Origin of the sequence: Bacillus sp. AFS017336, from assembly GCF_002555445.1 — a bacterium.
Classification (GTDB): domain Bacteria; phylum Bacillota; class Bacilli; order Bacillales; family Bacillaceae_G; genus Gottfriedia.
In genome coordinates this window covers 1-12943 of the sequence record NZ_NUCO01000144.1, presented here as the reverse complement: position 1 = coordinate 12943, position 12943 = coordinate 1, and the positions used below count along the sequence as shown (strand labels likewise).

The window sequence follows — 12943 nt, the reverse complement described above, 5'->3', positions numbered from 1 at the left end:
CCATTATCTTGAATAAGAAAAAAGCTACCGAAGCAGCTTAAAGGTTGTTCAACTAATGCATGCGTTAGTTTAATAAGAATCTCTTATTTTAAATCCTTTTTTACTTGCAAACTCGTTAATCTTACTAATTAAGTTATCCTTAAAAATAGTAATTGAATTATGTATCGTCCTATGCCCATCTTGTAAAACAAACTCTTGATAAATAATAAAATTTAAATGATCCATCTTTTTTATAACAAAGGTGTTGCACTCGTATTCACCACATCTAATGTTATATGAAGTTATAAAATCAATAATTCCATCATAAAACTCTTGTTGGGAAATCTCATCTACTAAAAATGATTCAATTATATTTGGCATTTAACCACTCTATCCTTCCCTTTTAACTCTATAAAAAATCGACCATACTGCCGATTATGTTGTTCAATTAATGCACTGCGTTAGTTACTTAATGGTTTAAAATTTCGATATTCACACATATAATTTGGCAGTCCATCATTGGTATTACCATTGAACATTTATAAAGTTTTATTCCATTAATTTCTATATCTTCTATCTCTATATCATGAAAAAAGAAGTCTAACTCTCCTGGTTTTTTGGGAACAGTTCCCTTCATTCCCTCTAGCCAAGTATTTAAATTAACCGAAAAACAGTCTTTAAAAATCACTGTGCAATCGGGTTCATCGTTGCTAAATTCACCATATTTCATTATCACAGTATGAGATAAATGGTCATACGATAAGTCCTTTAAATTTGCATCAATATATTCTGTATCAAGTAGCTGTTTCATTATTTCTTCAGATTTTAATCTCAATAATGAACCCTCCTTATTAGAGTAACGCGTTATCTAAATTTATATAAAAATCAGGGTAGTAATTACGATAATTATATCATTCCTTATTCAACTAAACTGCCATTTAGTTGCTTAAGGAAATCGACAATCTACTTTAACAGAGCCTACTTTTTAATAGATTCTTTACTTTTTTATAAATTCCTTGTTCAATTAAAATACTTTCCACATTATGTTAAGATATTTTTAATTGATTACTATTTAAAATAAAAAATGACCCTATTAATAAAGGGTCATTACTATTTATATAGTACAAATTTGTTCTAATACTTTAAAATAAGCACCATTATTTCGCCAAGCAAATAAAGCGTTATTTAAGTTAAAAGGATTGTCTCCTGACCAGAAATGAAGTCCTAGATCAACTAAATAATTTGTTCCCTCGCCATCGTTTAATGAATAAACTAGTTTTGAATTTTCTTTTTTAAAATACCAATCAAAAGGACCATTTAAGTGCTCAGAAAAATCGATACGATTAAAAATTTTAGGAATAGCAGCAACATAGCATGCCCTTACATAATCTTGATGTTCGTTCTTAAAATAGTTCATCAAAATACCATAGTTTTTTTCATGTTCAAGGCTAATAAAGTACATCCAACCCACCTCTATTTTTAATGATAGCTACTTTAATTAAAATAATATATGTAATTAAAAGCGTTTTCATGATTTAAGTCTATTTATTAATTTTTGAAGTTGGAAAGACTTAAATTAAGAGGTTAATATGTTGTTGAATTCTTTAAATCTAGCGTTTAACGTATGGTTCCTTTACTTTTATTAATTATTTAAGTAACTTTCGTATATGCTCAATTTCTTCCATTGAAAGTGTTTTATTCCCATATCGTACTTTCTCGTAAAGCGGAACAAAATCTTGTTTTTTATCAATCCGTTCAAACCATTGTTGTATTGTTTCGTATGTGTGTCTTTGCTGTATTTTAGGTAATTGTTTTTCCCATTTGATTAACAACACCCTTATTTCCTCTGTCGGTATATGAATTTTTTCATTGATAGGTTCCTTATATTTATTGGGTTTCGTATCCTTTGTTGATTGCAAGGAAACACCTAATGAAATTTCTTGCAACCTCCTATTCTCTCTTTTCTTTAGAAAAACGAAAGCAATAATAGCAAGAATTAAAGTGATCATCCCAAGAATTATCCAATTCATTTCTTTCTCAAAATTTCTAGAATTCATTTTGTTTTTTGAATTGATTTCTGGTATTTTTTCTCCTTTAACTGGCTTTCCGTTTCCTATCTCTGTTTTATCGTCTCCTTTCCAAGAAAATAGCTTTTCTCCATTGCCTAATTTGCCGTTATCAGAATTATAAAAAAGAGAAAGAGCTGAGATGGAATGATCAGAAGTGTTATCATGCGAGAGTGATGATCTTATCATTTGCTGTGTCATGAGAATTCCAATTGACAGTAAGAGAGCAAGAGTAATGGCAATCAGTAGCATTCGACTCAATCGTTTGTAATAATCCAATTCTTCTCCCTCCTACCCTGTTATTTGAATCCATTGATTTTTACGTGACAATTCTCTTGGCGGAATTCCAATGACAATTGGAGTAGCATCTAGTATCTTATTCCGAAAGCCACAACGATAAAAAGCATCAGAAGAAATTGGAGAATCTCCATCATTAATATACGAGAACAAATTTAACGCTGCTTGCAGTTGTTTTCTGTTTTTACCTGTTGGTAAATGGGTTAACCCTTTTGGAGTTTCACGGTTAATCCATATTTCAAAAGAACAATTTTGCTGAATCAATTGTTTACATGTCCCAATTGCTAGTTCTATGAGTTCGTCACTTTTATGATGAAATGAAAAACCCTTTTGATCTGCTAAATTGACAAAAATAGCGTATCGATCACTTTGAGTAAAAGCGTATTTTTTCGCCATTAATTCTCCACTTTTTGCGGTTGCACCCCAGTGAATCGAACGAAAGTCTTCACTTTCATATCGTTTCACACCAATTAGTTTTGTTTCATCATAAAGTGGTGAAACTAACGCTTTTCGCTGCCCCTGGAATTCCTTGTTCTCTGGTATATGTACTTTTCTCATATTGGGGTATACATGAAAAATAGGTGTTTGTTGATTCGAAAAATTTATAGTAACAAGACGCAATGGATCTTTCACAACTAAATTTGCATCTTGCCAGTTGAACTTTCCTCTTTTCAACGCACGTGTTTTGAATGAAAATGCCTTGTTTTCCCTACCTTTCATAGAAAAAGGAATAACATAATGATTCGTTTTGAACTTATTTTGAACAAACGATTCATGTTCCCATTGTAAAGATTCATCAGATGCAAACTGGAAAGAAATCTCATAAATCGTACGGAATGTAAGATTCTGAAATGTAATGACACAATCTGTTTCTTCATCTGTAAATAGATGATCTTGCTTTAGTTTCACTTCCCAGTTCACTACACATTTTCTTGCGTAGTAACGTGCATATAAAACTAGAATTAAATGAACAAAGCAAATTGCAAGATAATAAACCGTATGACTAAAAATTGAAAATAAAGTCGTTAAACAAACAGAGAAAACAATCGTGATTGGTTGTGCTAAAAAATGACAGTGATAACTCTTTTTCATACTTGTTCAACTGGAGCGAATACAGATTCCAAAATTTCAGCTATGATGCGTTGCTTCGTTGTTTTCATTTCACCTTCAATAGTTAATATTAATCGGTGACTGCACACAGGTATTGCAAGCATTCGTACATCTTCTGGGGTGCAATAATCTCGTCCATTCAAAATAGCTCTTGCTTGAATTGCTCTCGTAAAGGCAAGTGTGCCACGTGGACTAACGCCAATCTCGATTTGTTCGTGGTTTCTCGATTCATTTATAATTTGAAGTAAGTAATCAAGCACTTCATCATGGATCGATACTTTTTTGGATTCTTCTTGATAAGAGATAATTTCTTCACATGTAATAACATTTTGTAAATCACTGATCGGATTACTCTCTTTAAATCTTAAAATCATTTCCTTTTCTTGCTGTAAAGTAGGATATCCTTGGCGAATCGTCAGTAAAAAACGATCAAGTTGTGCATCAGGAAGTGGGAATGTACCTGCTGACTCTAATGGATTTTGGGTTGCTAGAACAAGGAAAGGTGAAGGTAGTTGATGTGTTTGACCAGCAATAGTAACAGTCCTTTCTTCCATTACTTCAAGAAGAGCAGATTGAGTTCTTGGTACAGCACGATTGATTTCATCCACTAAAACTATGTTTGAAAAAATCGGACCTTTTCTTGTTTTAAAATCTGCTGCTTTTAGATCAAAATATTCAAGACCTGTTACATCACCTGGAAGTGTATCCGCTGTAAACTGAATCCGTTTAAAATCAGCATTAATTGATTTCGCTAAACTTTTGGCAAGAGTTGTTTTACCAGTACCAGGAACATCTTCTAACAATATATGACCATTGGCAATCAAACCAATCATTAGTAAATCAATTGCTTCTTCTTGTCCAATTAGAACATTTGAGATGTTTTGTTTAATGTTATTAATTGACATTGTTAGACTCCTATCATTCTTTACTTTTAAAGTTAATAATTTCTATAATTGTAAAATTATTCCTTTCTAAAATTATACACTATATTTACATTTTTCTGATAATTGTTTTTTCTATTACAAACAAAAACTCGTTTCTTCTATAAATAATTACTCAGATATAAAAATCCATAAAGTCAGAGTGCGATATTTAGAGATTAATATAAAATAAAAAGGTTTTCTTGATGTTTTTAGCAACAATCAGGAAAACCTTTTTATTAAAATCTCTAAGACTTCTTAAAATTAATTACCTAAAATTATTGTCAATAATAAAATTCGAACGTTACGAAACAACTCACGCAAGACATTAGAAACTCAAGATAAAATATTAAATATGTTTTATTTCTTCTTGCCAATATAAAGAAGGTGAGAGGAAGTCCCAAGAATATATGGATCAGTTGCTTTTTCTATAAGTAAACTAATAACTTTTTCCACCTCAGATTCGCCTTTATTTCTCCAGTAATTCCAACTTTCATCGTTTAAAATAGTTCCAACATTTGACCCTATTAATTCTAAAGTTTCAAAACCTTGTTGTTCCATAAAAGGATTAATGTCTTCAATATTAAAATAATACGCTCCAGTAAAACGTCCATCATCTGCATGATTAAAGGAACCAGATTGAGAAAACTCGAGAATAGTATTCATATTATCATTTGGCCTCCAGTTATTTGGAGATAAAAGTGAAGAAAATACATGTCTGATTCTCGGCATAAAAGCGACAAAAACAAGACCATTCTTTTTTGTCACTCTATTTAACTCTTTCACAGCTTGAATACGATCTTTTTCATCTTGTAAATGGTACATCGGACCAAGCATTAATGATGCATCAAACTGCTCATCACTGAACAGACCTAATTCTCTCGCATCAGCAGCATAGAATCCATCAAATTGTCCATCTAGTTGAAACTCTAGAGCTTTATTTTTAGCAATTTCAACTAGTCTCGGAGTTAAATCCGTTAAGGTTACTCGATAGCCATCTTTAGCAAGCTTCATTGAATATTTTCCTGGTCCTGCGCCATTATCAAGTATGCATCCTGTTTTTGGTAAATATTTTTTTATAAAGTTACAATTAACTTGGAATTCAATTGGTTCACGTTCAAGCCTTCCCCACTCATCAAATTGATTGTAATAACTAATTATTTTACTCAAAAAATCACCTAAATTCTTCCTTTTTATTCTTATTTCTATATACTCCCTTTCAATCCTTCTATAAAAAGTGCACCGTTAATCGAAATAAAAAAAATCGACCATAAAGTCGATTTTGCAGTTCACCTAACTGGAGAGTTAAATCAGGTTAAAAAAAGACTACCGAAGCAGCCCATTGGTGTTTACTTATACAATGATTAATTTAAACTTTAATTTGATCTACTTGTATGAACGGTATTTACTTAACTAATTTCCCTAGCAATAATTCATTTAGTTCATCTACGCTTTTTACAATATTTGTAGAGTTAGCATTATTCAGTTCTTCAACTGATCCATATCCATAAGTAACTCCTATCGAATCAATACCACTATTATTTGCTCCAATGATATCATGTTTTCTGTCACCAATCATAATAAAATTATCCAAATCGAACTCTTCGTATTGATCAATTATGTATTGGATAATTTCAGTTTTTGATGATCTAGTTCCGTCAAGATTACTTCCAACAATAAGATCAAAATACTGATCAATCTTAAAGTAGTTTAGTATTTTTTCAGAAAATACTGTTGGTTTAGATGTTGCGACAACTAAAATAAATTGATGGTCTTTTAGGGATTTTAATAAAGAAGAAATATTTGAGTATAATTCATTCTCAAACATCCCTTTCTCTGTGAATCTCTCTCTATAATACTCGATTGCTTTTTGAATCTTTGGTTGATCAAAATTGTAATATTCGGCAAACGATTCTTGTAAAGGTGGTCCTATAAAGCATTCAAGCTTATCAAGATCAGGTTCAATTATTTCCATTTTCTCTAATGCATATTGAACTGATTTCGTAATACCTACTTTTGGATCTGAAAGTGTTCCATCTAAATCAAATAATATTATCTTGTATTTGTCCATAATAACCTGTCCTTCCTATTAGAACTCTACTAATATTACCATAATAATTTTTGGAAAACTTTAATTCTAATAGATTATTTCACATCTTATTTTCTACATAAATAGAACCCTACATCCTTAGGATCACGCCAAACTCCTCCATTACCGGCTAATCTATTCTCAACCTCAACTTTTAACCATTTTTTCATATCAGTGTATAAGCCAGTATCTTGCGGTATATTTAATGACGGAAACATGCTGATTACATAATTCATGATCGGCTCTGGTTGTTCAAAAATTAATGAATTAGAAATCACTGTTTCTTCTACTCTATCAAAAGTTGAGTTTAACAGTTCTTTTGCATTCTCTATACAAAATGGAGCAGCAGGCGAAACTCTTTCAGGGAAGCCAAATTCAAATAGCATGTCATTACAAAGCTCCATAATTTTTGGTAATGAATCACGAGAATTTGTAGTAGTAATTAGCCCTCCGTTTGGTTTAATAACTCGATTAAAACCTTCTATTGTTTCTTGAAGATTTGGCACATGATAAAGCATATGTCTTGCTACTAGCCAATCAAATGAATTGTTTGAAAAAGGAAGTTTTCTTGCATCACCTATAATCCATTCAATAGTTAAATTCTTTTGTTTTGAGTTCATAGTTGCTTCTTCAATCATTTTTGATGACTGATCAAGTCCGGTAAGTACTCCACTATGACCTCTTGTTTGTAGTATCGAAAGGAATGCCCCAGTCGCACATCCAATGTCTAGTATCTTTTCATCTTTTGTTAAATTTAATAGCTTAATAACCCATTCATCTAAATCTACCCGTTTTTCTTCGTACAATATATGTGTATCAATTCGTACTTGCAAATGTGTACTAGCTTCATATTGACGTTTCACATCATTCATTTTTTGTGATGCCACTTTTGCACAAAAATTTTGAATTGCATGGGTTAGAAATTCTGTTTTATTTATTCCCTTATAGATTAATGCATCTTCAAATTTTTCTAAAATTGTTTCATTGATTCTAAAGTGAATACTCTTACGCTTGATGTTCTTCCCCTCCCAATCATTTCTAATAAGAACATAGCACGCTTTAAGGTTTTCATTAAGCATTTGTGTACACAAACCGGATTAAAAAATAACTTATTTTTTCTCAGAATATTGATTTATATGATTTAAAAAAGCCAGCAAATGAATGCTGACCGCTTTTCAAATATAGAATTTACCCATGCTTTAGCTACTTATCAGACCATTCGATTTAGGAAAAACATTTTTTAATTGAATTAAATCATCAATTACCAAATCTGCTTGTTTGAGTTCATCTTCTTGTGAAAAATCAAACCTACATCCAATCGCCATTAAATTATTATCCTTAGCTGCATTTATGTCAGATAAGCGATCTCCTATTACAGCTCCGTCCATGATTTCATACTTTTTAAGGATGGTTTTAACTAATTCGCTCTTATTTAGCGATTGAATTTGCTGAATACTAAACGTTTCTGTAACCCAATTATCTATCTGATAATACTTAACAATTGCACTTAAATAGTTTGTTAAACCATTACTCGCTATGTAAATCGAATAATTATTTTCTTTTAAAAAAGCAAAAATCTCTTTTACATTAGGATATAATGCTCCATTCCCATTATTAATATTATCAATTAATCTTTCCTGGAAAAAAGCATCTGTCTGTTCTCGTACTTCCATAGAATACTCAGGTAATAAAGCCTCCCAAACTTTCGGTAAAGGTACGCCCATTATTTCACGATATTTTTTAATTGGTGTTACTGAGCTCCATAAATTTAGTAACCTTAAGTGATCAAATGTATCTTCAAGTGATAGCTCTAAAATTTTATCAGTTTGAAATAATGTTCCATCCATATCAAATATAAGTGCCTGTTGCAATTCGATCATCTCCATTTGAAATGTGATTAGTTTTTTCTTAAGTTAGTCTATTAAAATAATTCATATGAGATTAATTTATATAAATTTAAATGCAGATTCCTATTAAACTAGGCTACAGTTAAGCAATTTTTTGTTCAATCAGTCTCTACTTACTTATCAAGTGAAGCATAGTTTCACTTCCATATTCTATTCACTTCAATTAAAGATTCACCTTCAAAAGTAAATTTATAGATATCTGGCATTGCAAGGTCATTCCAAAATTCAAAGTCATATTTCTGATCAAAAAAATTCATAATTAAAACCATAATATTACCATGTGTTCCTATTACAACATTTTTTCCCTCGTAATCTTTTAAAATCTTCTTCGTAGCCTCAATTCCTCTTTTCTGTGCAAAAACGTTTGATTCTCCACCCTCCCAAGATAAGTTAAAATCTTTCCATACTTGAGTTATGACATAGTTAAAGTCCTCAACAGGCCTTTTTGAGAGTTCACGTTCTTTAAAATTATCTAAAATTACAATTTCTTTATTTAACGATTTGGCAACCGCTTCGACAGTTTGAATAGCACGCGTATAAGGGCTTGAAACAACAGAGTCAATTTTTTCTTTTAAAAGTAGATCTGCTACTATTAGTGCGTCAGAAAAACCTCTCTTTGATAATGGACGCCCCAATTCATCAGGAGTATATGTAGAATGTGCATGTCTTACAAAGTATAAATTAGTTAACATAGAACTCTCCCTATTAATCTATTAGTTTAATATTATCTATGCAGTGTTTAGGCAACGGATTTTAACATAATTAAATTGACTATGTTTTTTTATTTCAAAGTCGATATCAACTCATCGTTTCTAACTTCCAAACAATATTCTTCAAATACTTTAGTTCTACCGCCATGTTTTTCATACCAATTTTGAACTCGTTGTACATGTTCTTGATCGCCTCTAACATTCGCTTCAATTTCTTGATACTTTTCATAGCTGTCATACTCCCAAATAGCGAATATTTCTGTAGTTGTTGCATCATGAGAAGTCATCCATCTTCCTGTCAATCTTGCACCATGCTTAAGTTGATTAGGTAAATTCGTTTCATTAAACGCTTCTACAAAATCATTCTTTACGATGTAATATTTCCTTCTATAGAACATAAAATCTATCTCCTTTTAAATTAGTAGTAAAATAGGAGTCGATTATTGTTTATCGACTCCAAGTTAAACAATCATATAAATCAGTTGTTTTTTAGGAACTTATATGAACTTTGCAAACCATGCAACATAGTAAGCAGCGGGAATAAATAAAATTTGAGAAAAGAGTGTCCCTATAAATTTAGAACTAATCATAGTTAACGAATAACTTTTCAAATAAATATAATCACTTTGTTTTTTCATAACTCGATCTGCTAAAACAGAAGCTTTAGGGTCAATAAATAAAGTTAATAAAATTGTAGATATACCATTAACAATTCCAGACGACATTAATGCAGCCTGAGTAAGATCTTTCGGTACTAACATTGATGCATAGATTGAAGAAAGTACAGATATTGTGTATACGGATGTGATAATTACATTTATAACAAACAGACGTTTTGGAATCGTTTTTAACGTTATACCTTTTAAATAAGATAAACTTGGAACTCTAAAACACTTAATAATCTTAGTAAATCCATTTAGATTAAACTGACTAATAAACAGCCCTACAACGGAACCACGTTGATTCGATAATTGAATAATTGCCCTTGAAAATATATTTACAAAAGTAGGGAATAAAAGTATACCAAATAGTACTCCTATTGATGTTACCCCAATTAAAATCCTATACTGTTCCTCTAAATAAGCTAATTTGTTTGTATCTGGTGCTTGCGCAATAAGTTTGGCCGTTAAAGGTTGCTGAATCATTGTAGAAAACCTTGAAACAATTACCAAAGTACTAAATAAAGATAATGCAGTTGCAATTAATTTTACTCGTGCACCAGATATTCTAGTCGAATAAGCTAAAGTTTCTATCATTGTCACAATAAATATAAACACAGATATAATGATCACTTTTCCTGTAATTATTTCCATAATAATTCCTCAGTCTTTCTTAAACTCGAATAATTCATAAATAGTATTATTTAAGTTATTTTTTACTACGGTAAGCTAATTTATTTAATTCAATAGATTAAACATTAAATTCTCCTTAAACAATAATTCAACTGTAATAGTTGTCGTTTATTATTCAAGAAATTAAACTTCATTTTTTCTGTAAATAACTAAATGACCGCCAGAAGCCTCAACCCAATTCCAATTATTAAGAACATCCTCTAGTGGGAGACATTGGTATGGATTAAACATCGTTTGCCCTTGTTTATTAAATACTAAGCCATTACTCAATACGAAACACGAATGGAGTGTATTGTGATCCTTTTCCCAAATCAATACATCATTTGATTGGATCGAATCTGTTTCAATTCTCACATAATCTTTATTTTTCAGTTCTTTATAAAATTCAGTTGGAAGTACCCATTTATTTAAATAAGATGTTATTTTATCTTCATCCTTCTGCAATGCTATTAACACAGCACCCAAACAGTTCGGTCCATTTCTACTTCCAAATGTATTAAGTAAGGACGCAATTGTTGGATATTCACTCTTGGCATTCATATAACTTTCATCTGAAATTGAATACATGTCTACAAACATATTTGCTACATAAAGTAATATATTCGTTCTTATTTCAGTGGGAATAGTTTTCCATAAAAACCCTTGCAATGTAATCATTTTCATCCCATCAATATTAATCGAAAAAGTATCGAGTGCATTCTGTACCTCAACTGGAATGTTCCCTATTGCTTTTCTTAACTCATCTAACTCAAATATGTAACCCCTATTTAGGCGTATTTGTTCTATTAAGACAGCTTTTTGTAACTCTTCCTCCCAACTTAGAAACTCCTCATTAGACACAATAGCTATATATCGAGCTTTTGCAGAAATATTCCACGGTAAGTAAGAGGTTTTTAAATCTAATGACAAATCAACTGTCTCACGCTCATTCACTAAAACAAAGTTTGGTCGATCCTCAAAATAAAAGTAATCAACATCCGGGACAAATTTTTGATCCAATTCTTTTAATACTTCTTTAGTAATTTTATTATGTTTTACTTTATACATTATTTTTCACCAAAGCACTCCAAATATCATTATTTTTATATATTAATATTCTATAAAATGGTAATGATTTCCTTCTTAACTACTTTCAAATAGTAAAAAAGAGCCATCATGGCTCCTATGAAATAACAAATATATCTATTAATTTATCAATAATAATATACACATTACCATTAAAGCTAAAGGAGCAATAATACTGTTAAACACCACTTAATTCACATTAGTAAATTTAAGCTTAAAAATTTGTTCCATAGTAGTTAGTTAACAATCTTTTAAATCCCATAAAAACAGTACTCCCTGTCATGATGAATAGATTTCTTCTAAATTTTCCTTTTTCCTGTAAGCCTAATAAAAAAAGCATGATTCCTAATATGAAAAATGTATATGGTATCAGGATCCAAAATCTGTTAGTAAAAAAACCGTAAACTTGCAAAATAATTGCAGTTAAAAGAGATATTAAACTGATCTTTTTAAGCAAATCCTTACCTCCTAATCTATTAAGCAAAACGTACATTAATTTTTCAAGAAATTTAATTTCGATTATTATTTTACCTACATGATCTTATAAGAGTTCTTTCGTACCATATCTCCTTAAATAGTTTTTAATGAATAACTCACTAGATATTATATCTAAAATTGATGTGTTTCTAAGTTTGCGAAAATGTATCTTCTCTAATTTAATTGGTTTCGTGTAATATTTTTTGATTCTAATTAATTAAAAAAATCGACTACGCAGCCGATCGAGTTGTTCAATTAACATATAACGTTTAATCATTTAAAGAATTTATCAAACTTTATTAAGTAATTTTATTTTCAACTGGCTTCGTTACGATTAATTGAAATAAAAACCCTACAAACCCGCCAACAATAGCACCCATTAATGTAGAATTAATATCCGTTGCATGAAAAATGAAAGTTCTTATAAAAAAATAGGTAATCGAAAACAACAATGCTCTAATAATGAATTTATAAACACTTTTTTTAGAAATCATAAGTCCTCCATAAAAGCTGTCATAATTTATGTCTAATTAATAATTCTATAATCTTTATCTAAGACCTTTATTAATTCACTTTGAAGTACGCTATCTTAAATGGAAATAAGTTTGTAAATGAGACTTATTGGCTTGTATTTATTTTCCCCCTATTTTTTTATGAGTTAATTGAATAAAGAACTTTTACATGTTCCTTGTCCAACACCTAATAGTTGAAGAATTGAGAGTAGTGCGATTAACAAGCCTAATAATAATGCCCCACCTTCAAGTGAAAAAATGGATAAGATTTTTATTATGTTTGACTTACCTTTTGTATTTATAAATAGAAACATTCCTCCGAGTAATACTAGAAAAATCCCCAAACCAAAACCTGTTAGATCACACTTCATAGTAATAATACCTCAATGAAAATTCGATATATTTCATAATGTTTTATCCTTTGTAATTTATTATTTTTAGGCTGTTTTCGCATAGATT

At 30.4% G+C, this 12943-nt stretch carries 17 protein-coding genes; all 17 read right to left on the bottom strand.

Translation table 11 applies throughout. The features are described from left to right. Positions 1-69: 69 nt before the first annotated feature. The 17 genes from CN601_RS24745 to CN601_RS24665 all read right to left on the bottom strand — a co-directional run bounded on the left by CN601_RS24745 (position 70) and on the right by CN601_RS24665 (position 12855). Positions 70-360 carry a hypothetical protein gene (locus tag CN601_RS24745; protein WP_098172667.1) on the bottom strand — a complete coding sequence of 97 codons (291 nt, stop codon included), beginning with the start codon at positions 358-360 and terminating at the stop codon, positions 70-72. Positions 361-448: 88 nt separating this feature from the next. Next, a complete protein-coding gene (locus CN601_RS24740) occupies positions 449-814 on the bottom strand; it encodes a hypothetical protein (RefSeq protein ID WP_098172666.1) in 366 nt (121 codons plus the stop codon). Between the two features lie 279 nt (positions 815-1093). Further along, positions 1094-1441, bottom strand: a complete 348-nt coding sequence (locus CN601_RS24735; RefSeq protein ID WP_098172665.1) for a DUF2538 family protein — start codon at positions 1439-1441, stop codon at positions 1094-1096. Positions 1442-1625: 184 nt separating this feature from the next. Continuing rightward, a complete protein-coding gene (locus CN601_RS24730) occupies positions 1626-2324 on the bottom strand; it encodes an LPXTG cell wall anchor domain-containing protein (protein ID WP_098172664.1) in 699 nt (232 codons plus the stop codon). 12 nt (positions 2325-2336) lie between these two features. Then, a complete protein-coding gene (locus CN601_RS24725; protein WP_098172663.1) occupies positions 2337-3434 on the bottom strand; it encodes a DUF58 domain-containing protein in 1098 nt (365 codons plus the stop codon). Next, positions 3431-4357, bottom strand: coding sequence for an AAA family ATPase (locus tag CN601_RS24720; protein WP_098172662.1), 927 nt, complete (start codon positions 4355-4357; stop codon positions 3431-3433). Before CN601_RS24720 ends, CN601_RS24725 begins: the two co-directional genes overlap by 4 nt. A gap of 375 nt (positions 4358-4732) precedes the next feature. Further along, positions 4733-5542 (bottom strand): class I SAM-dependent methyltransferase, encoded by an 810-nt coding sequence (locus tag CN601_RS24715; RefSeq protein ID WP_098172661.1) that lies wholly within the window; start codon positions 5540-5542, stop codon positions 4733-4735. 235 nt (positions 5543-5777) lie between these two features. Continuing rightward, on the bottom strand, positions 5778-6443 hold the full coding sequence (locus CN601_RS24710) for an HAD family hydrolase (RefSeq protein WP_098172660.1): 666 nt from the start codon (positions 6441-6443) through the stop codon (positions 5778-5780). A gap of 86 nt (positions 6444-6529) precedes the next feature. Continuing rightward, positions 6530-7540 carry a class I SAM-dependent methyltransferase gene (locus tag CN601_RS24705; protein ID WP_098172659.1) on the bottom strand — a complete coding sequence of 337 codons (1011 nt, stop codon included), beginning with the start codon at positions 7538-7540 and terminating at the stop codon, positions 6530-6532. 120 nt (positions 7541-7660) lie between these two features. Next, positions 7661-8332, bottom strand: coding sequence for an HAD hydrolase-like protein (locus CN601_RS24700; RefSeq protein WP_142317433.1), 672 nt, complete (start codon positions 8330-8332; stop codon positions 7661-7663). Between the two features lie 173 nt (positions 8333-8505). Next, positions 8506-9060, bottom strand: a complete 555-nt coding sequence (locus CN601_RS24695) for a histidine phosphatase family protein (RefSeq protein WP_098172657.1) — start codon at positions 9058-9060, stop codon at positions 8506-8508. A gap of 89 nt (positions 9061-9149) precedes the next feature. Further along, a complete protein-coding gene (locus tag CN601_RS24690; protein ID WP_098172656.1) occupies positions 9150-9476 on the bottom strand; it encodes an NIPSNAP family protein in 327 nt (108 codons plus the stop codon). 99 nt (positions 9477-9575) lie between these two features. Next, positions 9576-10391, bottom strand: a complete 816-nt coding sequence (locus CN601_RS24685; RefSeq protein ID WP_098172655.1) for a lipid II flippase Amj family protein — start codon at positions 10389-10391, stop codon at positions 9576-9578. Between the two features lie 162 nt (positions 10392-10553). Continuing rightward, positions 10554-11477 carry a hypothetical protein gene (locus CN601_RS24680; RefSeq protein ID WP_098172654.1) on the bottom strand — a complete coding sequence of 308 codons (924 nt, stop codon included), beginning with the start codon at positions 11475-11477 and terminating at the stop codon, positions 10554-10556. Positions 11478-11709: 232 nt separating this feature from the next. After that, complete coding sequence (locus CN601_RS24675) at positions 11710-11952, bottom strand: hypothetical protein (RefSeq protein WP_098172653.1); 243 nt, start codon at positions 11950-11952, stop codon at positions 11710-11712. 319 nt (positions 11953-12271) lie between these two features. Next, on the bottom strand, positions 12272-12466 hold the full coding sequence (locus CN601_RS24670) for a hypothetical protein (RefSeq protein WP_098172652.1): 195 nt from the start codon (positions 12464-12466) through the stop codon (positions 12272-12274). A 164-nt stretch (positions 12467-12630) separates the two neighbouring features. Further along, entirely contained in the window at positions 12631-12855 is a 225-nt protein-coding gene (locus tag CN601_RS24665; RefSeq protein WP_098121594.1) for a hypothetical protein, read from the bottom strand. Positions 12856-12943 lie beyond the last annotated feature (88 nt).